The organism is Mucilaginibacter straminoryzae, assembly GCF_022953055.1.
Classification (GTDB): domain Bacteria; phylum Bacteroidota; class Bacteroidia; order Sphingobacteriales; family Sphingobacteriaceae; genus Mucilaginibacter; species Mucilaginibacter straminoryzae.
In genome coordinates, this window is the sequence record NZ_JALJEJ010000007.1 from 219,361 (window position 1) to 242,259 (window position 22,899).

At 45.1% G+C, this 22,899-nt stretch carries 18 protein-coding genes; 9 read left to right on the forward strand and 9 right to left on the reverse strand.

The genetic code is table 11. The features are described from left to right. The first annotated feature begins 26 nt into the window (after positions 1-26). The 5 genes from MUY27_RS15245 to MUY27_RS15265 all read left to right on the forward strand — a co-directional run bounded on the left by MUY27_RS15245 (position 27) and on the right by MUY27_RS15265 (position 8,691). Entirely contained in the window at positions 27-2,264 is a 2,238-nt protein-coding gene (locus MUY27_RS15245; RefSeq protein WP_245131313.1) for a glycoside hydrolase family 3 N-terminal domain-containing protein, read from the forward strand. A gap of 145 nt (positions 2,265-2,409) precedes the next feature. Continuing rightward, positions 2,410-2,805: a hypothetical protein gene (locus tag MUY27_RS15250; protein WP_245131315.1), complete on the forward strand. Its 396-nt coding sequence runs from the start codon at positions 2,410-2,412 to the stop codon at positions 2,803-2,805. 81 nt (positions 2,806-2,886) lie between these two features. Next, positions 2,887-4,017 carry an efflux RND transporter periplasmic adaptor subunit gene (locus MUY27_RS15255; protein ID WP_245131318.1) on the forward strand — a complete coding sequence of 377 codons (1,131 nt, stop codon included), beginning with the start codon at positions 2,887-2,889 and terminating at the stop codon, positions 4,015-4,017. Positions 4,018-4,078: 61 nt separating this feature from the next. Further along, complete coding sequence (locus MUY27_RS15260; protein WP_245131322.1) at positions 4,079-7,243, forward strand: efflux RND transporter permease subunit; 3,165 nt, start codon at positions 4,079-4,081, stop codon at positions 7,241-7,243. Positions 7,244-7,245: 2 nt separating this feature from the next. Continuing rightward, entirely contained in the window at positions 7,246-8,691 is a 1,446-nt protein-coding gene (locus MUY27_RS15265; protein ID WP_245131323.1) for a TolC family protein, read from the forward strand. 74 nt (positions 8,692-8,765) lie between these two features. Here MUY27_RS15265 and MUY27_RS15270 read toward each other — a convergent pair whose 3' ends face one another. From MUY27_RS15270 to MUY27_RS15285, 4 genes are all read right to left on the reverse strand, one after another. Beyond that, entirely contained in the window at positions 8,766-9,623 is an 858-nt protein-coding gene (locus tag MUY27_RS15270) for an OmpA/MotB family protein (RefSeq protein WP_245131325.1), read from the reverse strand. Between the two features lie 300 nt (positions 9,624-9,923). Further along, positions 9,924-10,667: a hypothetical protein gene (locus MUY27_RS15275; RefSeq protein ID WP_245131327.1), complete on the reverse strand. Its 744-nt coding sequence runs from the start codon at positions 10,665-10,667 to the stop codon at positions 9,924-9,926. A gap of 181 nt (positions 10,668-10,848) precedes the next feature. After that, on the reverse strand, positions 10,849-11,664 hold the full coding sequence (locus tag MUY27_RS15280) for a carboxypeptidase-like regulatory domain-containing protein (RefSeq protein WP_245131330.1): 816 nt from the start codon (positions 11,662-11,664) through the stop codon (positions 10,849-10,851). A 5-nt stretch (positions 11,665-11,669) separates the two neighbouring features. Beyond that, entirely contained in the window at positions 11,670-13,298 is a 1,629-nt protein-coding gene (locus tag MUY27_RS15285; RefSeq protein ID WP_245131331.1) for an ABC-F family ATP-binding cassette domain-containing protein, read from the reverse strand. Between the two features lie 150 nt (positions 13,299-13,448). Here MUY27_RS15285 and MUY27_RS15290 point away from each other — a divergent pair, with 150 nt between their 5' ends. After that, positions 13,449-13,655, forward strand: a complete 207-nt coding sequence (locus tag MUY27_RS15290; RefSeq protein WP_245131333.1) for a hypothetical protein — start codon at positions 13,449-13,451, stop codon at positions 13,653-13,655. 88 nt (positions 13,656-13,743) lie between these two features. Here the strand turns inward: MUY27_RS15290 and pyrE are convergent, their stop codons facing one another. After that, on the reverse strand, positions 13,744-14,382 hold the full coding sequence (pyrE, locus tag MUY27_RS15295; RefSeq protein WP_245131335.1) for an orotate phosphoribosyltransferase: 639 nt from the start codon (positions 14,380-14,382) through the stop codon (positions 13,744-13,746). On the opposite strand from pyrE, the gene MUY27_RS15300 reads away from it, so the two are divergent. Beyond that, positions 14,381-15,016 carry an NUDIX hydrolase gene (locus tag MUY27_RS15300; protein WP_245131338.1) on the forward strand — a complete coding sequence of 212 codons (636 nt, stop codon included), beginning with the start codon at positions 14,381-14,383 and terminating at the stop codon, positions 15,014-15,016. The two genes, pyrE and MUY27_RS15300, sit on opposite strands and share 2 nt — an antisense overlap. On the opposite strand, the gene coaD is transcribed toward MUY27_RS15300, so the two are convergent. From coaD to MUY27_RS15315, 3 genes are read right to left on the reverse strand one after another with little or no spacing between them, the layout of a single operon-like run. Further along, the gene (coaD, locus tag MUY27_RS15305; RefSeq protein ID WP_245131340.1) at positions 14,985-15,446 is read right to left on the reverse strand and encodes a pantetheine-phosphate adenylyltransferase; all 462 of its coding nucleotides are present in this window, start codon (positions 15,444-15,446) and stop codon (positions 14,985-14,987) included. The two genes, MUY27_RS15300 and coaD, sit on opposite strands and share 32 nt — an antisense overlap. Before the next feature lie 21 nt (positions 15,447-15,467). Further along, the gene (gene rsmD, locus MUY27_RS15310) at positions 15,468-16,004 is read right to left on the reverse strand and encodes a 16S rRNA (guanine(966)-N(2))-methyltransferase RsmD (protein WP_245131343.1); all 537 of its coding nucleotides are present in this window, start codon (positions 16,002-16,004) and stop codon (positions 15,468-15,470) included. Further along, positions 15,995-16,798 carry a DUF3822 family protein gene (locus MUY27_RS15315; RefSeq protein WP_245131345.1) on the reverse strand — a complete coding sequence of 268 codons (804 nt, stop codon included), beginning with the start codon at positions 16,796-16,798 and terminating at the stop codon, positions 15,995-15,997. Before MUY27_RS15315 ends, rsmD begins: the two co-directional genes overlap by 10 nt. 132 nt (positions 16,799-16,930) lie before the next feature. Between MUY27_RS15315 and MUY27_RS15320 the strand changes: the two genes are divergently transcribed. Then, positions 16,931-18,352: an ATP-dependent DNA helicase gene (locus MUY27_RS15320; RefSeq protein ID WP_245131347.1), complete on the forward strand. Its 1,422-nt coding sequence runs from the start codon at positions 16,931-16,933 to the stop codon at positions 18,350-18,352. 113 nt (positions 18,353-18,465) lie between these two features. On the opposite strand, the gene MUY27_RS15325 is transcribed toward MUY27_RS15320, so the two are convergent. Continuing rightward, the gene (locus MUY27_RS15325; RefSeq protein WP_245131352.1) at positions 18,466-19,797 is read right to left on the reverse strand and encodes a sensor histidine kinase; all 1,332 of its coding nucleotides are present in this window, start codon (positions 19,795-19,797) and stop codon (positions 18,466-18,468) included. 241 nt (positions 19,798-20,038) lie between these two features. Here MUY27_RS15325 and clpB point away from each other — a divergent pair, with 241 nt between their 5' ends. Then, a complete protein-coding gene (clpB, locus tag MUY27_RS15330) occupies positions 20,039-22,648 on the forward strand; it encodes an ATP-dependent chaperone ClpB (RefSeq protein WP_245131354.1) in 2,610 nt (869 codons plus the stop codon). The last annotated feature ends 251 nt before the right edge of the window (positions 22,649-22,899 follow it).

Genomic DNA, 22,899 nt, shown 5'->3' on the forward strand with positions numbered 1-22,899 from the left:
CGCTTGCTATACCAAGTTATCAGGATATGTCAACCAGAAACCTAATCATTTTGTTATTGCTTTGCGGAGGTACTTCGCTTCATGCGCAACAAAAATCATCAAAACCAGATGCGATTGACCAGAAAGTCGAGGCGCTTTTGGCAAAGATGACGCTCGAAGAAAAAGTAGGGCAGATGAACCAATACACCAGCGACCGGCTGGCAACGGGGCCGCTAACGCCCAACAGTTCGAAATGGCAGGAGATTAAAGACGGTAAAGTTGGTTCTCTGCTTAACGTACGCGGTGCAAAAGAAACCCGCGAGGTGCAGGCCCTGGCATTGCAGTCGCGTTTGAAAATTCCGCTGCTTTTTGGCCTGGATGTGATCCACGGTTACCGGGTTACGTTTCCTATTCCGTTGGGAGAGGCAGCCAGTTGGGACCTGAAAGCTATAGAGCTTTCTGCAAGGGTTGCAGGCCGCGAGGCCGCAGCTTCTGGCATTCACTGGACGTTTGCGCCGATGGTGGATATCGCCCGCGACCCACGCTGGGGACGCGTAATGGAAGGCGCCGGTGAAGATACTTACCTGGGTTCGCAGATTGCACATGCACGTGTAAGAGGCTTTCAGGGTAAGGGCTTAGGTAACCTGGATGCTGTGATGGCTTGTGTTAAACACTTTGCAGCTTACGGCGCTGCACTGGCCGGTCGTGATTATAACACCGTAGATATGAGCGAACGCCAGCTATGGGAGGTTTACCTGCCGCCATTTAAAGCTGCTTTGGATGAAGGTGCTGCTACCTTTATGAACTCGTTTAACGAACTGGACGGTATCCCGGCTACAGGTAATAAACACCTGCAGCGCGATATATTAAAAGGCAAGTGGAACTATCAGGGATTTGTTGTGAGCGATTGGGGCTCTGTAAGCGAGATGGTAGCGCACGGCTTTGCTAAAGACAGAAAAGATGCTGCCCGTTTAGCGGTAACCGCAGGCTCTGATATGGATATGGAAGGTCATTCTTACCTGCCTAACCTGATCCAGTTGGTGCAGGAGAAAAAAGTGGATGTGGCCCTGATCGATGACGCCGTTCGAAGGATTCTTCGTAAGAAATTTGAAATGGGTTTATTTGACGATCCTTACCGTTTCAGTGACGAAAAGCGCGAAGTGAAAGAGATAAATTCAGAAGCCAATCGTAAAGCATCGCGCGAAGTTGCCCGTAAAAGTATCGTATTGCTAAAGAATGATAACCAGTTGCTGCCCTTATCTGATAAGTACCGCAAAATAGCGGTTATCGGTCCGCTGGGTAAATCAAATGCAGATATGCAGGGTTTCTGGTCTGTAAAGTGGGATAATGATCGCCTGGTGTCTTTATATGAGGGACTGCAAAACCGCTCAGGTAAACAAACCGAGTTGCTTTATAGCAAAGGCTGTAATATCAACGATACTTCGCGTGCAGGATTTGCCGAAGCAGTTAAAACAGCGCAACAGGCTGATGTGGTGATCATGGCAGTAGGGGAAACCTTAGACATGAGCGGCGAAGCCAAAAGTCGCGCGAATATTCATATTCCCGGTGTGCAGGAAGAGTTAATAAAAGCGGTACAGACAACAGGTAAACCGGTAGTAGTATTGGTAATGGGAGGTCGGCCGCTCATCTTTAACTGGACGGCAGAACACGCCAATGCAATCCTATTTACCTGGTGGTTGGGCAGCGAAGCAGGCAATGCCATGGCTGATGTGTTGTATGGCGATTATAACCCTGCAGGTCACCTGCCAATGACTTTCCCGAGAGAAGAAGGGCAGATCCCGTTATTCTATAACGAGAAAAGCACAGGCAGACCCGCGCCGGACGGTAAAAGCACGCCTTATCGTTCGTCATACCTGGATGTAAGTAATAACCCGCGTTATGCCTTTGGCTACGGTTTAAGCTATACAAACTTTGATTTTTCCGATTTGAAGCTGAGTAAAGCTTCGATCACTGCTAATGAAAACCTTACGGTAACGTTTACTTTGAAGAATACCGGTAATTACGCCGGGGAAGAGGTAGTGCAACTGTACCTGCAAGATCCGGTAGCTTCGGTTACGCGGCCGATTAAGGAACTGAAAGATTTTCAAAAGGTATATCTGAAACCCGGTGAAAGCAAAACAATCACCTTTACCATCGATAAAGAAAAGCTGTCGTTCTATGATCAGCAAATGAACTGGACCGCCGAACCGGGCGAGTTCAGGCTGATGATCGGTAATTCGTCAGATCACATCTTGTTGAAAGACAAGTTCGAGCTGGTGGATTAGCATTCTGCGCAGATCAAACATTTGCAACGCTATATTGTATTAAGAACGCCTCTGCATCGGGGCGTTTTTTGTTATAAATCACTTTACGAAGTAAGATTGTTACCATTGCTGTTAACCGAAACAGTATAAATTGTTAATTTTGCAAATGATGGTAAAAAGATGGTTAAATATTTTTTTATGTATCTGGCTGATCAATTCAGTCACTTACTTCCATCCGCATAATCCATTTGAAGCTAACGGTGAAAGCGGCTGCGGTTTGCATGCCTGCATTAAGATCAACACCTGGCTGGATGTGGTTAAGCACATCTCTGCAGAAGAACACGACGAGGATACCCCTTTTCACGAACATCGGATTGATAGTCAGAAAAGGTATGTCAACAGCCGGGCTAACCTGTTCGGTAATTTCTTACCGTATTTACCATCTTCGTTAAGTTTCAAGTCTCCAAAGCTGGCGCTTCTAAAAACTGTAGGAAACTATTCTATCGGTGTAGCCAAGCTTCCAACTTATTATAATTTCCTGTTCAGGCTCAGCCCGTTCTGATATTCTGATTTTTTCCTCATCACTATTTATGGCAAATGCCGTAAAGTTTTTTGGCTAAAAATTTAGAATAATCATTACTGTATGAAAAATCATAGTAGATACTTGCTTGCGCTGGTATTACCTGTATTGCTGGCAAGCTGTTCTGCAAATCAAAAAGATAAAGAGAAAAAAGATACGGCGCGTATGCCCGTATATGTATTAACACATAAAGATACCGTTCTGCAAAAAGCGTATGTGGCTGATATACAGGCCATGCGTAATGTAGAAGTACGTTCACGGTTAAAAGGCTTCCTCGAAAATATATTTGTTGACGAAGGTAAGCCGGTTAGAAAAGGGCAGGTGCTGTTTAAGGTGAACGACCAGGAGTACCGCGTGGCATTAGCCAAAGCAAAAGCCGCATTAAGCAATGCCATGGCAGATGCTGTTGCTACACGCTTAGAGGTAGACCGCGTGAAGATGCTGGTAGATAAAAAAGTGATCTCTGCCTCTGAGTTGGATGTCGCTAAATCTAAACTGGCAGCAGACCAGGCCCGGATACAGGAAGAAAGAGCGAATGTGCAATCGGCAGAAAACCACATCGCTTATACCACCATCCGCGCACCGTTCGATGGCATTATAGACCGTATCCCGCTCAAAGCAGGTAGCCTGATAGATGAGGGTACCCTGCTGACCAGCATTTCCGACATTAGTTCGGTTTATGCTTACTTCAGTTTCCCCGAGAATGAATACCTGCAATACCAGCGCACAAAGAACAAGTTGAAACAGGAAAGCAATGATAGCCCGGTTAAGCTGGTACTGGCCGATGGTAGTAGCTATGCCTATAGTGGTAATATTGAAACCATTGAGGGCGAAATTGAACAAAATACCGGGTCGATTGATCTTCGTGCTAAATTCCCTAATCCTAACAAATTATTACGCCACGGCGCCAGTGGAAAGATCTACATCTCGTCTGAAGTGGATGATGCCGTGATGGTACCCCAAAAGTCGGTTTTCGATGTGCAGGATAAAAGCTTTGTCTACATAGTCGGCCCTGGCAATAAGCTGCATATGCAAAGTTTTGAACCGCTTACCAGGGTGTCGCATTATTACATTGTACGTTCTGGGTTGAAGGCCGGGGACCGTATTTTATACGAGGGAACACAAAACGTTCGGGATGGAATGGTGATCAAGCCATTTGTAAAAGCCAAATCCGACGCAGTTGCTGTAAGATAAGCAGTGTAAGTGATCCGTGCGTTTCGCACGCTATTGTTGAATCCTTCAACCCTTGTAAAACATGTTCAATTTGTTTATCAAGCGACCGATATTGTCGCTCGTTATATCTTTAATTATTACCCTGCTTGGTGTACTGGCCCTGTTCAACCTGCCGGTAACCCAGTTCCCGGATATTGTACCGCCCTCGGTAACGGTAACGGCCAACTATACCGGCGCTAATGCCGAAGTATGTGCCAAAGCAGTAGCTACGCCGCTGGAACGTGCGATTAACGGTGTTCCCGGCATGACTTATATGTCTACCGTTTGTAGTAACGATGGGATCACCGTAATTTCTATTTACTTCCGTGTAGGTGTGGACCCTGACCAGGCTGCCGTTAACGTGCAGAACCGCGTAGCTACGGTTATAGACGAATTACCCGAAGAGGTGATTAAAGCCGGTGTTTCGACCGAAAAAGAGGTGAACAGTATGCTGATGTACCTGAACATCATGAGTCAGGACAAGAATATGGACGAAAAGTTCATCTATAACTTCACCGATATTAATGTACTGCAGGAGCTGAAACGTATTGATGGTGTGGGCCGTGCCGAAATTATGGGTGCTAAAGAATACGCCATGCGTGTATGGCTGAAACCCGACCGTATGATGGCCTACAATGTTTCGTCAGATGATGTCATCAAGGCCATCCGCGACCAGAACGTGGAGGCAGCACCGGGTAAAACAGGGCAAAGCTCGGATAAGTCGCCGCAGATGCTGCAATACGTGTTGCGCTATACAGGTAAGTTTTTCGAACCAAAGCAATACGAAAATATTGTGATCCGTGCGGATGAAAGCGGTACAGTGCTGAAGCTGAAAGAAGTAGCCGATATCGAATTCGGTTCGCTTACGTATAGCATGGTTTCGAATACAGATGGTAAGCCGTCGGCTTCAATCATGATTAAGCAGCGCCCGGGTTCAAATGCGCGTGATGTTATTAATAACATCAAGACGCGTATGGCCGAACTGAAGGAAGAAAGCTTCCCTTCCGGCATGACCTATAACGTCAATTACGACGTGTCCCGCTTCCTGGATGCTTCCATCCACGAAGTATTGCGCACGCTTTGTGAAGCCTTTATCCTGGTGTTTATTGTGGTGTTTATCTTCCTGCAAGATTTCCGCTCCACGCTTATTCCTGCGCTTGCAGTACCCGTCGCGCTGGTGGGCACACTCTTTTTCATGCAGATGCTCGGGTTCTCCATCAACCTGCTCACATTGTTCGCGCTGGTACTCTCTATAGGTATTGTGGTAGATAATGCGATTGTAGTGGTGGAAGCCGTACACGTAAAAATGGGCGAGGGCCTTAGCCCGATGGATGCTACCTTGAAAGCCATGAGTGAAATCAGCGGAGCTATCGTGGCCATTACGCTGGTAATGTCTGCGGTGTTTGTGCCGGTAGCGTTTATGTCCGGTCCGGTGGGGGTGTTCTACAGGCAGTTCTCGCTGACGATGGCTATCGCCATTGTCATATCGGGTATCAATGCCGTAACGCTTACACCTGCACTTTGTGCCATCATGCTGAAGCATAGCCATGCAGAACATCATCACGGCAAACAAACGCTGATGCAAAGGTTCTTCGGGGGCTTTAATAAGCAGTATGATAAGGTAAGCAATAAATATTCGATTCTGATTGGTCGCATAGCCGGTCGTAGGGTAGTTACTATTGCATTGCTCTTAGTTTTCTTTGCGGCTACGTGGGGATTAAGTGCCATTCTTCCCGGAGGGTTCATCCCGACAGAAGACCAGGGGATGATCTACGTAAACGTAACCACGCCCGCAGGTGCTACCGTAGAACGTACCGAAGCGGTACTGGCAGAAATACAAAAGCAAGCCAAAAGCATTGAATCAATAGAATCTGTTTCAACGCTTTCGGGCTACAGCCTGGTGAACGAAGTGGCGGGCGCTTCTTACGGTATGGCCATGGTGAACCTGAAGGGCTGGGATGACAGAAAGCAGTCAGTAGATGATGTGATTGCTGAACTTCAGGAGAAAACCAAACACCTGAGCGATGCATCCATTCAGTTTTTCCCGCCGCCAACGGTACCCGGTTTTGGTAACTCCAGCGGTTTCGAGATCCGGTTGATCGATAAAACAGGTAGCGGTAATTTTATTCAGACGGCAGAAGTATCCAAAAAGTTCATTGAAGAACTTAACCAGTCACCCGAAATCGAAAATGCCTTTTCCAGTTTCGATGCCAGCTTTCCGCAATACCTGATCACCGTGGATTATGCGATGGCTGCCAAGAAAGGCATAACGGTGGACGCTGCGATGTCTACCCTGCAAACCTTAATGGGTAGCTACTATGCCTCTAACTTTATCCGCTTCGGGCAGATGTACAAAGTAATGGTGCAGGCTTCGCCCGAATTCCGTTCACGGCCTGAAGATGTGCTGAACCTTTATGCAAAGAATGAGAAAGGAGAGATGGTACCGTTTTCGACATTCATTAAAATGGAGAAAGTGCTTGGACCGGAACAGCTGACCCGTTATAACATGTATACCTCAGCCATGATCAACGGTGATGCGGCGCCTGGTCATAGTAGCGGTGATGCCATCAATGCCATTAAACGTATCGGAGAGAAATTACCGAAAGGTTATGCCTTTGAATGGTCGGGTATGACACGCGAGCAAGTGCTTTCAGGCAACCAGGCAATCTTCATTTTCATCATCTGTCTGGTGTTTGTTTACCTGCTGCTGGCTGCGCAGTACGAGAGCTTACTGCTGCCATTTGCAGTTATTCTTTCGCTGCCTACGGGTATCTTTGGTGCATTCTTCCTTTTAAAGATAGCCGGACTGGAAAATAATATCTATGCGCAGGTTGCGCTGGTGATGCTGATTGGTTTGCTGGGTAAAAACGCCATCCTGATTGTAGAGTTTGCCGTGCAGCGGGAAAGGGAAGGAGCAACGGTGTTGAAAGCTGCTATTGAAGGTGCGGTATCGCGCTTGAGGCCAATCCTGATGACGTCCTTCGCCTTCATAGCCGGTTTGATTCCGCTTTGTATTGCCAGCGGTGCAGGTGCTATGGGTAACCGTTCCATTGGTACGGCTGCCGCAGGCGGGATGCTTTTGGGTACCATCTTTGGCCTGGTACTTATCCCCGGGCTGTATGTTATTTTCTCATCACTTTCTAAAAAGAAAAACAATCCGCCTGTTGAAAAAGAGCAGGAGCAGGAATTGTTGATCATTACCGAATAGATATGGATAGTTATAAGCGATTTTCCTTTTATATATTTTTTGTACTGGTAGCAGTAGCGCTACTGCCAGCATGTAGCGGCTATAAAGCCGTTACGCTCGAGTCTAAACTGGTCATTCCCGATACCTTTACGCATGTAAAAGATACCGGTAATACCGCTACAAGTGCCCGCCAGTTTTTTACCGATACTTATCTGCAACAATTGTTAGATACGGCGATTAAGGCCAACCCGGATGTGCTTTCGGCGCTGCAAAGGGTAGAGGTAGCAAGCGCTAACCTACGTTCGCAAGGCGCTTACCTGTTGCCTTCTGTAAACCTGAACGCCAATGCCGGGTTAGAAAAGTACGGTGACTACACCATGAACGGTGTGGGTAACTATGATACCAACTTTTCTAATAACATCAACAGTGATCAGAAAATACCGAACCCTACGCCCGACTACTTTTTAGGTTTTCGCAGCACCTGGGAGCTGGATATCTGGGGTAAGCTTCGCGAGCGCAAGAAAGCTGCTTTTACGCGTGTGCTGGCCAGTCAGAGCGGGTATCGCATGGTTGTGACATCATTGGTGGCACAACTGGCAACATCCTATTATCAGTTGCTGGCATTGGATTATGAATTGAAGGTGATCCGCAAGAACATCACACTTCAGAACCACGCGCTGGAAATAGTTCGGATACAGAAACTGGGCGGGCGAGCGACAGAGCTTGCTGTTCAGCAATTTCTAGCCCAGTTAAAGCGCACCCAAAGCCTGGAATACCAAACCCTGCAACAGATCACCGAGACGGAGAACATGATCAATTTTCTGCGTGGCAGGTTTAACGGAAAGGTAGACCGTGATACGTCTATTAATATTTTGAAATTACCCGGAATCGTCAGGACGGGCGTACCCAGCCAGCTATTGCTTAACCGCCCGGATATACGGGAGTCGGAACTGCAATTAAAAGCATATAATGCGGATATTTCTGCTGCCCGTAAAGCCTTTTTGCCTACGGTAAACCTGACAGCTTATACGGGTTATAACGCTTTCGCATCCGCATTGCTGTTTAACCCGGGTTCTTTCGCTTACGGTATTATCGGTGGTTTAACCGCGCCAATATTTAATCGTGGGCAGCTAAAGGCAGATTACCAGCGTACTCTTGCCGAAGGGCAGCAAGCACTGTATACCTATCAGAAGAATATCCTGAACGGCTACATGGAGGTAATGAATACGTTGAAGGGGGTAGAGAATTTCCAGAAGTACTATGACCAGAAACGCCAGGAAGTTGATGCTTTGAACAACGCAGTGAGCGTGGCGAATGATTTATACCTGGTTGGCCGTGCTAACTATCTTGAGGTGATCACCGCACAACGCAACGTGCTGGATGCCGAACTGGAGCTGGCAAATACCCGGCGAAATATTTTTATCAATTCTGTCAACTTGTACCGCTCGCTGGGCGGGGGCTGGCGCTAACATAAACGTTATAAACAACAATGCCACCCTTCTGAGGTGGCATTGTTGTTTAATTATGACTGTTTATTAGTTTATTATTGTTGTTTCTCTGGTGCTTTACCAATCAGGTCCATAAACTGATCCAGTTTAGGAGTGATGATAATCTGCGTACGACGGTTGCGCGCACGGCCGGCTTCGGTACTGTTGTCTGCAATCGGGTTAAATTCGCCGCGACCACCTGCTGTTAAACGCTTAGGATCAACCGCATAATTGTTTTGCAACGATTGAACTACAGAAGATGCGCGCAGGGCGCTTAAGTCCCAGTTGTTGCGGATGTTCTTTTGCGAAATAGGCAAGTTATCGGTATTACCTTCAATCAGCACATCATAATCTTTGTAGTCTTTAATGATCTTGGCAATTTTACCTAAAGTTTCACCTGCTTTGTCAGAGATTTCATAGCTGCCGGATTTGTACAGCATGTTATCAGCCAATGATATGTAAACTACACCTTTTAACACTTGTACGTCTACATCTTTAGATTCTGCCTGGCTTAAAGAGCGGGTCAGGTTGTTGGTCAGTACCATATTTAACGAGTCGCTCTTGTTCTTGGCAGCGATCAACTGCTGGATGTATTTGTTAGAACGGTTGATCTCGTCTACCAGTTTAGAGATATTTACGTTACCCTGGTTGCTCGAGTTTAAACATTTGTCTAACGCGTCTTTCAAACCGCGGTTGTTCGCTTGTTCGCTGGCCAGTTGATCTTGTAAATTCTTCACCTGGTTGCTCAAAACGGCTACGTTACGTTCGCTCGTCAGGAATTTTAAATTAAGGTTGCGTGTGTTACTGTCCAGCCGATTATAATCGCTTTGCAGTTGCGTATACTTTTTCTGGCTCACACAACTTGTTAAAGCCGCAATTATGAGAAGGGCTGGAATGGTTGCTTTAATTTTCATGGTATCTACATTTAATAAAACAATCTAAGTTATACAATATTTTGGAGTATTTGTTTATTACAGGGCATTAGAATGGTATTAATAAACCATTTTAATAAATCGTTTTCGCGGGCAAGATAAATTATTTTATAATAAAAAGCCTTGGAACGGCCATGATTTCAGCCGGAAGTGACGAAGCTCACTTGTCCAGACTTTTTGCAGATTGCACAGTAGATGGAGGTGACTTTTCTGGCAGAAGTTACCGTGTAAGGATTTGAATTGTGGATATTAACGGGGAATTGTGGTGAAGGATTTAAATCATCAAGAGTGATCATCAGGTAAATCGCTGGTGTAAACATATTTCTCCCAAATGTTAAAATCACCGTCGCCGTAAAAAGTGGATGATCTAAGATTATGTTCTTTGTCTTTTGCACCTGCTATTAGTTCTTCACTTTGCGGTGTTAATGTGCCGTCATCTTGTGCATTCGGGTCGAATTTTTTACCTAAACTACGATTAGTTGAAGCATTGCCGGGTCTTAAATTATAGGGGCTACTATTTAATCTTTGCAAAGCTTCCTTATCATCACTGCTTTGTTTTACCCAGTTGTAATAGCGTTTGTCGCCTTGTGCAATTGCTCCAAACTGTCTTTGCGGGATCGTTACGTTTTTTAATACCCAATTTTTGTCCTGCCCGTATAGATACTCGATATTTTCATAAGACAAACGATGGGCCAGATCAAAACCTTCGTTAGGGAATAACTCTTTGGTCCGTTCAATCATTCTTGAAGCCGGATTTATCCAACCCGGGCGTAGCTGGATAACTTTGCCCTGAATGATGCCAGTACCCGAAGGAGGCAGAACGCTTTTATCAAAACTCAATTTTCGGTATCGTGCGTCAGCCATTGCTTGAAGTACTTTCGCTTTCTGTACAATTGCACTATCGTCTGCTAATCGTTGTAATTGGGTCGCCTGCACTCCTGCAACACTTCCCTTTTTACTAAAATCAGTCTTGTTTGTCAGGCTATCTCCAGAATGAGCGTCATTTTTTTGCTGAGAAGTTTTCATAAGTATTTAGGTTAAGCGCGGTGTGCTTATAAAGTTTTCCCTATCACATAGTTACGGAATTTTACGGGAAATGTTTCTATATGTAACAAACTTAATCAAGGCATATTGTTAAATGAGTCTGCTATAAAACAAAAAAGCTGCCTCAAAATGAAGCAGCCGCTAATTATTTTATACGAGTGACTTAATAAGTCACCAACACGTTAAAACCCACACCCCCTACGCCAATTTTCTCCCATGCGCTTTGGCTGGCCTCGCGGGCGATGAGCGCACTGCTGAAAAAGCTGGCAGAAAACTTCAGATTTGTATTGCTGCGTTTGACGTTTTCAAGGCTGACAAAAAAATCGTCGTTAACCACAATATTATAGGGATCAAGATCAACGGATATTTTATCCTGGCCTTTTGCCACTACAACGAAAATATTCTGCTCTGGCAGTAATTTATCCGGTAAGCCGTTTTTTACAGAATAGAAGTTCAAGCGCAGCTTTACAGTATCTGTACTAGGCGATGATAGCGATGCATTGAAACGCTTCAGATAGGTCGGCGCAGCTTTTATCCGGATAATGATACCGATTTCGTTACCGAGTTGACTGCTTGGAAAACCTGAGGAAACCGACTGAGATTGGGTGGTGTTACCCAATACTTTTTCCTTCCATTTATGATCTTTAACCTTTACTTCTTTAAGCTGGAAGATGGCAGGTTCTAACAATACCACTTTGTTCTGCGCTGTAGAGCTAACAAAGTCTTTTACCGCAAATGCTTTCGGTTGGTAACCGATCATCGAGAACTTCAGGCTATCAGTAGCGTGATTAGTCAGGTTCAGCTTGTATCTACCGGTTTCATCCGTAACCGTCCCGAGGCTTTTACCAATAATACCCACGTTAACGTAGCCTAGCGGCTCACCCGTCTTTTGGTCTTTAACGGTTCCTTCAAATACCTGCGCAGTTGCTAATTTGCAAGTTGATAAAGCAATAAAAAGGATAAGGCCGGGTTTAAGCATAAGTCTTAAGCTATTGCATACATTTCTTCGCGTTGCTTTTGTACAGCTTCACTGTTGATGTATTCATCGTAACTCATCAGTTTGTCGATCAAACCGCCAGGCGTAATCTCTATTACGCGTGTGGCAACGGTTTGCGTCAGCTCATGATCTCGCGAGGTGAACAGGATGGTACCTTTAAAATCTCTCATGCCGTTGTTCAGGGCAGTGATAGATTCCAGGTCTAAGTGGTTGGTCGGTTCGTCAAACACCAACACGTTCGGTTGCTGCAGCATCATACGGCTGAACATACAACGCATTTTTTCACCACCGGATAGTACGCTGGCCTTCTTCAATACCTCTTCGCCCGAGAACAACATCCGGCCCAGGAAACCGCGGATAAACTGATCGTCTTTTTCGCCTGGTGAATACTCGCGCAGCCAGTCAATCAGGTTGAGGTCTTTTCCTTTAAAATATTCGGCGTTGTCGATCGGAATATCTGCCGGGTTAATAGTAACGCCCCATTTAAAGCTGCCTTTAAATTCGGTATCGCGGCCCATTAATATTTCATAAAAAGCGGTAGTTGCCAGGCTGTTCTGAGAAAGCACGGCAATTTTATCGCCTTTATTTACCATCAGGTTAATGTTGTTGAAGAATACTTCGCCGCCAACAGTTTTACCCAGGTTTTCAATCTGCAGAATCTGGTCGCCGGCTTCACGTGTCTGCTGGTTGAACATAATGGCCGGGTACTTACGGTTCGAAGGCTTGATCTCGTCCAGGTTGATCTTATCCAGCGCTTTCTTACGGCTGGTTGCCTGCTTGGATTTGGAAGCGTTCGCACTAAAACGGCTGATGAATTCCTGTAATTCCTTCACCTTGTCTTCTAGCTTCTTGTTCTGTTCAGCACGTTGTTTCAAAGCCAACTGGCTAGATTGGTACCAGAACGAGTAGTTACCGGTGTAGATGGTCATCTTACCAAAGTCGATATCCACCACGTGGGTACAAACCGTATCCAGGAAGTGCCTGTCGTGCGATACCACCAGTACAATAGCTTCGTAGCCGGCAAGGAAATCTTCCAGCCAGGCAATGGTGTTAATATCCAGGTCGTTGGTAGGCTCATCCAACAGCAGAATATCCGGGCTGCCGAATAATGCCTGGGCTAATAACACACGTACTTTCTGGTTACCGTCAAGTTCTTTCAGTAATTTATAATGCAGATCTTCGGTAATACCCAGGTTGCTTAACAGGGTAGCAGCGTTGCTTTCTGCGTTCCATCCGTCCATCTCTGCAAAAAGGTTTTCCAGCTCACCGGCGCGTTCGCCGTCAGCATCGCTGAAATCTTCTTTCAGGTAGATAGCGTCCTTTTCCTTCATAATGCTGTACAGCTCCTTATGGCCCATCAGCACGGTTTCAATCACCGGGAATTCGTCAAACTCATAGTGGTTCTGTTTCAGTACCGCCATGCGTTCGCCGGGAGTGAAGCTAACAGAACCGGTAGAAGGATCGATCTCGCCGGAAAGTATTTTGAGAAATGTGGATTTTCCTGCCCCGTTTGCCCCAATTATTCCATAGCAATTCCCCTGGGTAAACTTTAGGTTTACTTCTTCAAACAACGTCCTCTTGCCATAGCGAAGGGATAAATTGGATACCGTAATCATCTTTTTACTTCAAAAATTAATTTTTGCAAAGGTAAGCTAATTAACATTATTTAAGGCTAAAGGCTCGAATAATAGCTTTTTATTAATGAAAAAAGTGTCTGGATAAAGAGGATTTAATAACTTTTAAATTTTATTTAAAGGTTAATAAAAATGAAATTTACGGTTAATTCTGCACAACAATCCTTACTTTACAATCGTTATTTTAATAATAAATTTTCCTTTATAAACCGTGGAACAGCATTTGCAAGTAGTACTGTATCCAAAACAAATAATAACATGATTGCACTTATTTTAGCCCTGGTAGTTGCAAACGTAATTGTGGCTCTCAGAAACGTAGACAAAAGAAATGCCTGGTAAGTACTGTTAAACTTATACAGCCTTAAAATAGCAAAGTCCGCACTTTTTACAGTAGCGGACTTTTTTTATGTAATGATTTTTAAATTAGTTATTTCCAGTTATAAGGCTCTTCACGCCATTTTTTCAGTACGTCGATATCAGACGATGAGATATTGCCATTTCTTTCTGCCACGGTAAGCAGCGCGTTGTAATTAGATAATGTGGCAAATCGGCATTTGGCTTCTTTGAAGTTCTCGGCAGCTACGTCGAACCCATAGGTAAATATGGCAACCAGGCCGGCTACATGATAGCCTGCTTCGCGAAGCGATTCCACCGCCTGCAAGCTGCTTTTACCGGTAGATACCAGGTCTTCTACAACAACTACACGCTGGCCGGGTAATATTTCTCCCTCGATCATTTTACCGGTTCCGTGTTCTTTCGGTTTAGAACGTACGTAGATAAATGGCAACCCCAGTTCCTGCGCCACCAAAACGCCTTGCGGGATGCCTGCCGTAGCAACGCCGGCAATACAATCAACAGAGCCAAATTCTTCCTGGATCAGCTCGCTTAGCTTTTGACGGATGTACGTGCGGATGCTTGGGTGCGAAAGCGTAATGCGGTTGTCGCAATAAATCGGTGATTTCCACCCCGAAGCCCATGTAAAAGGATTAGCAGGTTGTAGTTTTATTGCTTTAATTTGCAGCAGAAATTCGGCGACCTGCTGTTCAATCTCAGTTTTATTAAACATGGCTCAAAACTACAGAATTTATATTAACGAAAAGGTATTAATTATTTCTCAATCTGCAATTCAGGAAGCAGGTGTAAGGCTATTAAGCGAACAGCAGTTTAATTTCACAAAGGCTTATTTTGAGATACTTCAGGCTGCTGAAGTAACGTTTAATGTGGTAACATCAGAGCCTAAAGCATTTATCAAAAAAATGCAGAAAACCGCTACGCTGATTACCGCTGCCGGTGGTTTGGTTAAAAATAAAAAGAAGGAATGTCTTTTTATCTACCGGAACGACAGGTGGGACCTTCCTAAAGGTAAATTAGAAAAACTGGAACGTCCGCGTGCAGGTGCCGTTCGCGAAGTGGAAGAAGAATGCGGGATAGAGATTTATAAGTCTGGTAAAAAGATATGTAAAACGTATCACGCCTATACTATGAAAGGACAGGTGGTTCTTAAAAAAACACACTGGTATAAAATGACTTATAAAGGTGGCGGCAAACTGAAACCACAACTGGAAGAAGGGATAACTGAGGTGCGCTTTTTTGAAAAAGGCAACATGCAGGAGATTTTGGCCAATACTTTCCCGCTGATTGAAGAAGTGATGGAGAAAACGGGTTTAATTAAAGGCAGTCAAGCGCAGCCTTCGGTATAAACTTGCTGACGTCGCCGTTGTACTTCATAATCTCGCGGACGATGGTCGAGCTGATAGACGAGTAACCGGGCTTGCTCACAATAAAGATGCTTTCAATTTCGGGCGCCAGTGCGTGGTTCATCTGCGCAATGGCTTTTTCGTATTCAAAATCAGAAACGGTACGGATACCCCTGATCATATAAGCGGCATTAATGCTCCGGCAAAATTCAATCGTTAAACCCTCGTAAGCGACGATATGAATTTTTGGTTCTGTATCGAATATGGCCCTTAATAATTCTTCACGTTTGGCAACATTCAGGAAACCTGGCTTAGAGCTGTTAACACCAATACCGATATAAACCTTATCGAATAAGGGCAGCGAGCGTTCAACAATATCTACGTGGGCTTTGGTTACTGGATCGAACGAACCGGGGAAAAGGGCAACTTTCATAGCGTAAATTGATGGGTAAAGTTAGTCTTTTCTGAAAAAAGAAAACGAAGAATGCCCATATCTTCTTTGCTCTATAAAATTTGGATGGTTGCTTAGGTTCTGCATCGATTGGTGCTCAATAATCAGCAGCCCATCTTGCTCCAGTAAGTCTCTGTCAAAAACAAGGGTTGCGATTTCCGGTATCCGGTCCAGATCATAAGGCGGGTCAGCAAAGATCAGATCGTATTTTTCCGTTTCTTGTTCCAGGTATTTAAAAACATCGGCTTTGTATGCTTTGATCTGGGTAAGGCCGTGTTGCCGGGCAGTATCGTCGATATATTTTAATCCTTTAAAACCACGGTCTACCGAAGTTACAGACGCGGCATCGCGCGAAGCAAATTCAAAACTGATATTGCCGGTACCGGTAAATAAGTCGAGTACTTTGATGCCTTCCAGCTCTATTTGGTTTTGCAGAATGTTAAACAAGGCTTCTTTTGCCATGTCTGTAGTAGGCCTGACGGGTAGATTAGCCGGGGGATTTAAACGAAGCCCTTTCAGGCGGCCGCCTATTATACGCATTTGAGCAATGATGTTAGCGCCAAAACCTGCTGCGGGAGTGCTTCGACTGAAAGTTCGACCGGAAGCGCAGTCTGACTGATCTCTACCCTTTGGAAAAATTCGTTCAAACCAAGGTGAAACTCGTCGCCCTGGGTAACATCGCCGCTAAGGATAAGCTTAAGATTGTTCTGACTTAAATGAAGCTCATTCGCCACTAAGGCAGTAAAGTATACCAGTTCTTCTCGGCTGTTAAAATCAAAGCCATTTAAGAACCGCAGCTTGTTATTTTTAAAATATACTAAGCTGACGCGATTGTGCTGGATATCCAGGAAAAGGTTCTGCCAGTTTTGTTCATTGGCCGCAATCGCGTTGATCCAGCCCTTGTGGTAAGAAATAATCTTGTAATATTTATGGCGTTGTGTAAGAACGGGGGTTAACTGGTCTGCATCTTTATAGAAGATCAGGTTCTCGTTATCCAGTTGTTCTTTGTAGACTTTCTCGTGGGGCGACACATCCAAAAATCGCGCATAATTTGCAATCAGGTCTTCCTTGTATAGTTCAGAAGGTACAATGGTAAATACATCGGGCGTTAAGCCGATAATTACCTGTTGGTATTGTTGCAGTAAGAATTCACCCAGATCTTTTGGATCGGCTAACTCCTGCAGCGGGTAATACCTTCCGTAGACGTTTAGCTTATTCTGGAAAATTATCGCAAACGAAAAATCATCCTTACGAACCTGAAGCAGCAAAGTAGAATATTTTGCATTCTCTATGCTGAAGTGATCGCTGAAGTAAAGTTTAGAAGGATTAGCCATGCTTATTCCCGCAAATTTAAAATATTTAGCTGATAGTTGGATAGGTAGCTAATAGTTAATAGATCATAGACCATAGTCAGAATGATTTAATGACCAATGACTAATCAACTATGATTGCCTACCTTTGCAATAATGCCCGCTATAGACTATATCTACAAAGCTTTTCCGCATCAGCCTACAGCCCAGCAGGCAGATCTGTTTGAAAAGCTCGATCATTTTCTGCGGCAGCACAATACTTACTCATCATTTATTTTAAAAGGATACGCCGGAACGGGTAAAACAACCATCATCAGCGCATTGGTGCGGGCTTTAAAGCATTACGGGTTAAAATCTGTGTTGCTGGCACCAACGGGCAGGGCGGCTAAAGTGATCACCAGCTATTCTGACCGTAAGGCATTCACCATTCATAAACGGATCTACCGGAAAAAATCTGCCATGGGCGTAGATGCTGGATTTATGCCCTCTACCAATATGGCCGAAGATACGTTGTTTATTGTGGATGAGGCCTCCATGATCAGTGACGAAGGGGGCGGTTTCAGCCGGAATACGTTACTATATGACCTGATCGAATATGTATATAACGACAAGAACTGCCGTCTGCTACTGGTGGGCGATACGGCCCAGTTGCCGCCGGTAGGGGCAGAATACAGCCCGGCATTGGATGCAAAATTCATCCGGAGCAATTTTGATCTGGATGCTTCAAGTTACGAATTGACGGACGTACTGCGCCAGCAGAAAGAATCGGGCATACTTTACAACGCTAGCTCTATCCGTGATATCATCCGTAAAGGCGATGCTTACGCGCCAACCATTATCACTAAAGGTTACAAAGACGTTTACCGCATGACGGGCGAACGTTTGCAGGAAGGGTTGGAGTATGCCTACCGCAAGTACGGTTATGAGAACACCCTGGTAGTTTGCCGTTCTAATAAGAATGCCAATATGTATAACCGGCAGATTAGGGGGCGGATATTGTACCGGGAAGAGGAAATCACCGGTGGCGACCAGATAATGGTAGTGCGGAACAACTATTTCTGGCTGCAGGACCAGGAGGATGATAGCACCGGATTTATTGCCAATGGCGATATGGCCGTGATTAAAAGGGTGCGCCGCAGCGAAGAGATGTATGGGCACCGCTTTGCAGATGTGCAGCTGCAATTTTTGGATTATACAGAGGAAAAAGTACTAGAGTGTAAGGTGATGCTGGATACCTTGGATGCCGAAACACCTGCTTTATCTGGCGAAAACCAGCGTGTGTTTTTTGATGAGGTGATGAAAGATTATGACCACCTGGCCAGCCGTAAGGCAAAGCTGAACGAGATGAAGCTGAACCCTTATTACAACGCACTTCAAATAAAATTTGCCTACGCCGTTACCTGCCATAAAGCTCAGGGTGGCCAGTGGGATGCCGTTTTCGTAGACCAGGGATATTTAACAGACGAAATGATCAATACCGACTTCCTGCGCTGGATGTATACCGCTTGTACCCGAGCCAGAAAAGAACTCTTCCTGGTGAATTTCAGCGAGAAATTTTACGAAGAGCAGCCGATTTGAAGATTGTTGATTCGATAATGTGAAGATGTGCTGATTTGAAAATCTGAAAATAGCAGTATTAATATCACGGAAGCCCTCCCTATCGGGGAGGGTTGGGAGGGGCCTCAAATCCATCATACCGCCTGCGGTAAATTAATCCTGAAGGTAGAGCCTTTGTTCTCCTGGCTTTCCACTTCTATTTTGCCGTGATGCTTCTCTACAATCTGGCGTACAATGCTCAGGCCCAGTCCTGTGGAAAGTTCACCGCGTAGGCCTTTGCGCCCGGCTTTTGAAAAGCGCTCAAAAATATGAGGCAGCATCTTCTCGGGTATTCCCAGTCCGTAATCTTTTATCTCTATCTGCACACCATCGGACAGCTGTTTCAGAAATACTTCCACCTTATCTGCGTCTTTAGAGAATTTAAGCGCATTGCTGATCAGGTTGTCAATTACCCGTTGAAATTTTTCAACGTTAATGTCTGCATAAATTTCGTCGCGCGTGCTCTCCAGTACAATGTGGTTCTTTATCTCGTCGCGGAAATTCCATTCATTAATAATAACAGAGAGCAGTTCATTCAGCTCCACTTTTTGTGTCTGTAATTCGGCATTACCTTCATTCCGTGCTACCTCCAGCAGGTCGTTAATAATAGAACGCGCCTTTAAACAGGACGACTTGATCATGTTTACGTTGTCCTCCATGTCTTCATCCAGGTTATCCAACTCCATAATCAAAGCGATAGACTCAATGGCGCCGATGGGGTTTCTTAAGTCATGTGCTACCATGCCCAGTACATCATTTTTAAAGGCGCTGGCTTTTTCAATTTCCGCGTTTTTGGTTTCGATATCTACCAGCTGAAGATAAAAGGCAGCCCGGAACGAATACACATAGCGCGAAATGAAAAAGAAACCTGCAAGCAAAAAAACAGACATTACCTGGTTATAGATCATTTCGGTAGCGTCAAGGTTGCAGTAGAAGAGCACCCCGGTGAAGATGATTTCTGTAACAACCGTCAGCATAATGGTATCTTCCCATTCAAACAGAAATACAGTGCCGGTGAAGATCAGGGCAATCAGGTAAAGGATCAGGCTATTGCGCGGATCGTGGGTAGAAATAATGGCAGAAGCTAAACCACAAGCGATGATATAAATAGCGAACAGATTTACCAGCGCAGACATTCCCCCCGATACCTTTTTGTTCTTTTTAAAAGAAGCCAACTGTATGTTTGCAGCAATAATAAAAACAGGTGTTAGCGCAAGGTAAGCCCAGTTGGTAACGTTAAATTCAGGGAAGTTTTGTGCATGCGTTACACCCTCTGATAGCAGGAAGTAGAACACGCGCAACACGATGTTAAGCGTGAAGAAAATTACCGCAGCAATTTGTACTGCCTTTAGGTTCTGAAGCATGTAATACTTCCGGTAGCCTGTACGGTATTTAACCGGTATGCTTCTTAAAAAATACGTTTCCAATGTCCCAGCTTGTGATATTCAAAAATATCAAAATTTGTAAGTCAAGCCAATTTTTTTAATGAAGCATTATATTTAACGTATTGGTAATCAAATAAATGCTATGTTTTGTGTTGAAAATATTACATTTAGCTGCTTAGGCTTAAGTGTTGTTCAGTCAAGCCAAAATGTCGTTTCAGGATGAAATTATGATGACATTATTTCACTTTTGAGCCAATGGCAGGTAAATTGAACTAAAGGACACATGAACTTTAATAACTTCACCATCAAAGCACAGGAAGCCGTGCAAAAGGCTTCTGAAATTGCAGCCGCTAACCAGCAGCAGGCGATTGAAAACACGCACCTGTTAAAGGGCTTGTTATTGGCTGATGAAAACGTTGTTACCTATTTGCTTAAAAAGCTTAACGTAAATATAACCCGTATCAATACCGTTTTAGATCAGCAGATTGCCTCTTACCCCAAAGTAAGCGGAAGCAATATGTATCTTTCTTCTAACGCAAATGCCGCTTTACAAAAGGCGCAGAGTTATCTGAAAGAATTTAAAGACGAGTTTGTATCCGTAGAACACATGCTATTGGGTATACTTGCCATCAGCGACCCGGCCAGCAGTGTTTTAAAAGATGCAGGCGTTACCGAAAAAGACCTAAAAAAGGCGATTGTTGAATTCAGGGGAGATAGCCGGGTGACCGACCAGAATGCCGAGGCTACGTTTAACGCATTAAATAAATATGCCCGTAACCTGAATGATTATGCCGAATCGGGCAAGTTGGATCCTGTAATCGGCCGTGACGAAGAGATCCGTCGCGTAATCCAGATCCTTTCGCGCCGTACTAAAAATAACCCCGTGTTGGTGGGCGAGCCAGGCGTTGGTAAAACAGCCATTGCCGAGGGTATTGCCTTCCGGATCATCAAAGGCGACGTGCCCGAGAACCTGAAAACCAAGATTGTATTCTCGCTGGATATGGGTGCGTTGGTTGCCGGTGCAAAATATAAGGGGGAGTTTGAAGAACGCCTGAAAGCTGTTGTGAACGAAGTAACCAAAAGCGATGGCGAGATTATCCTTTTCATCGACGAGATTCACACCCTTGTTGGAGCCGGTGGAGGCGAAGGTGCCATGGATGCAGCAAACATCCTGAAACCGGCCCTTGCCCGTGGCGAATTGCGCGCTATTGGTGCAACCACGCTGAACGAGTACCAGAAATATATTGAAAAAGACAAAGCCCTTGAACGCCGTTTCCAACGCGTAATGGTTGATGAGCCAGATGCAGCAGACGCGATATCTATTCTTCGCGGACTGAAGGAGCGTTACGAGACCCACCACAAGGTGCACATTAAAGACGAAGCGATTATCGCCGCCGTAGAAATGTCACAGCGCTACATCGCAGACCGTTTCCTGCCGGATAAAGCGATCGACCTGATGGACGAGGCGGCGTCTAAACTTCGCCTGGAGATGGACTCCGTTCCGGAAGCAGTGGATGAGTTGGAACGTCGCATCATGCAACTGGAAATTGAGCGTGAGGCCATTAAACGGGAAAGCGATGACCGCAAGGTTGCTGAATTAAGCGAAGAAATTGCGAACCTTTCTGCCGACCGTGATGCACTTCGGGCGAAATGGCAAAGTGAAAAAGACCTGGTAGATGGTATCAATCTGAAGATAGAGCAGATAGAAAACTATAAGCTGGAGGCAGAGCAGGCAGAACGTGCGGGAGATTACGGTAAGGTTGCCGAGATCCGTTACGGCCGTATCCGCGAAGCACAGGAAGAAGTAGATAAACTGAAAGCTGCCCTGATGGAAAATCAGGCTGAAAGCCGGATGCTGAAAGAAGAAGTTACTGCCGATGATATTGCCGGTGTGGTATCGCGCTGGACAGGTATCCCGGTTTCTAAAATGGTCCAAAGCGAACGCGAAAAGTTGCTTCACCTGGAAGAGGAACTGCATAAGCGTGTAGCTGGGCAGGAAGAAGCGATTGAGGCGATTAGTGATGCCATTCGCCGCAGCCGTGCAGGTTTGCAGGATAAACGCAGGCCGATCGGTTCATTTATCTTCCTTGGGACTACCGGTGTTGGTAAAACCGAGTTGGCGAAGGCATTGGCCGAGTTCCTGTTCAATGACGAAAGCTCTATGGTGCGTATTGATATGTCCGAGTACCAGGAACGCCATGCGGTAAGCCGTTTGATTGGTGCGCCTCCGGGATATGTGGGTTATGATGAAGGTGGTCAGTTAACTGAAGCTGTTCGCCGCAAACCTTACAGCGTGATCTTGTTAGACGAGATCGAGAAAGCGCACCCGGATGTATTTAATATCCTGTTGCAGGTGTTGGATGATGGCCGTCTGACTGATAACAAAGGCCGTGTGGTGAATTTCAAGAACACCATCGTGATCATGACCTCAAACATTGGTTCGAATATCATCCAGGAGAACTTCGAGAACTACAACGAGTTTGAAAAGGACGAGGTGATCGCTAAAACTAAGAACCAGTTGTTTGAATTGTTGAAGAAAACGATCCGTCCGGAGTTCCTGAACCGTATCGATGAGATCATTATGTTCACACCGCTGGGCCGGGCGGAGATCAATGAGATTGTTAAACTGCAGTTTAAGCAATTGCAGGCTACGCTCGAAGAAATGGGCGTTCAGTTAGAAGCTTCGTCAGAGGCGCTGGATTGGCTGGCACAGTTGGGTTACGATCCACAATATGGTGCGCGTCCGCTAAAACGTGTGATTCAGAAAAAGATCCTGAACGAGTTATCTAAACAGATACTCGCAGGAAAAGTGGATAAGGACAGCAAGATCAGGCTGGATATGTTTGATAACCAGTTTGTCTTCCTGAACGAATCAGACAAGGTGAATAGTTAATCTTTCCGGAATTGATATAGATAAGAAGAGGCTGTCTCAAAAGGGCAGTCTCTTGTTGTTTAAGGGATATATTTTTAGTAACTTAAAGACATGGGAGGCAAAGTAGTCTTTAAGGAATATGACCCTGGCCAGTTAACGTTTTTACCTTATAAACTGGAGGAGTTGGTACCGGAAGGTCACCCGGTACGTATCGTGAAGCAGGTGGTTGATGAAGTGGATGTCAAGCCGATCAACCGGAAGTATAAAGGCGG

Coding starts and splice junctions, on each gene's coding strand:
- MUY27_RS15275 (WP_245131327.1), bottom strand. CDS start 10,667: ATGAAAACTTCTCAGCAAAAAAATGACGCTCATTCTGGAGATAGCCTG.
- MUY27_RS15255 (WP_245131318.1), top strand. CDS start 2,887: ATGAAAAATCATAGTAGATACTTGCTTGCGCTGGTATTACCTGTATTG.
- MUY27_RS15260 (WP_245131322.1), top strand. CDS start 4,079: ATGTTCAATTTGTTTATCAAGCGACCGATATTGTCGCTCGTTATATCT.
- MUY27_RS15265 (WP_245131323.1), top strand. CDS start 7,246: ATGGATAGTTATAAGCGATTTTCCTTTTATATATTTTTTGTACTGGTA.
- MUY27_RS15285 (WP_245131331.1), bottom strand. CDS start 13,298: ATGATTACGGTATCCAATTTATCCCTTCGCTATGGCAAGAGGACGTTG.
- MUY27_RS15250 (WP_245131315.1), top strand. CDS start 2,410: ATGATGGTAAAAAGATGGTTAAATATTTTTTTATGTATCTGGCTGATC.
- MUY27_RS15315 (WP_245131345.1), bottom strand. CDS start 16,798: ATGGCTAATCCTTCTAAACTTTACTTCAGCGATCACTTCAGCATAGAG.
- rsmD (WP_245131343.1), bottom strand. CDS start 16,004: ATGCGTATAATAGGCGGCCGCCTGAAAGGGCTTCGTTTAAATCCCCCG.
- MUY27_RS15270 (WP_245131325.1), bottom strand. CDS start 9,623: ATGAAAATTAAAGCAACCATTCCAGCCCTTCTCATAATTGCGGCTTTA.
- clpB (WP_245131354.1), top strand. CDS start 20,039: ATGAACTTTAATAACTTCACCATCAAAGCACAGGAAGCCGTGCAAAAG.
- MUY27_RS15245 (WP_245131313.1), top strand. CDS start 27: ATGTCAACCAGAAACCTAATCATTTTGTTATTGCTTTGCGGAGGTACT.
- MUY27_RS15280 (WP_245131330.1), bottom strand. CDS start 11,664: ATGCTTAAACCCGGCCTTATCCTTTTTATTGCTTTATCAACTTGCAAA.
- MUY27_RS15300 (WP_245131338.1), top strand. CDS start 14,381: ATGGCTCAAAACTACAGAATTTATATTAACGAAAAGGTATTAATTATT.
- pyrE (WP_245131335.1), bottom strand. CDS start 14,382: ATGTTTAATAAAACTGAGATTGAACAGCAGGTCGCCGAATTTCTGCTG.
- MUY27_RS15290 (WP_245131333.1), top strand. CDS start 13,449: ATGAAATTTACGGTTAATTCTGCACAACAATCCTTACTTTACAATCGT.
- MUY27_RS15320 (WP_245131347.1), top strand. CDS start 16,931: ATGCCCGCTATAGACTATATCTACAAAGCTTTTCCGCATCAGCCTACA.
- coaD (WP_245131340.1), bottom strand. CDS start 15,446: ATGAAAGTTGCCCTTTTCCCCGGTTCGTTCGATCCAGTAACCAAAGCC.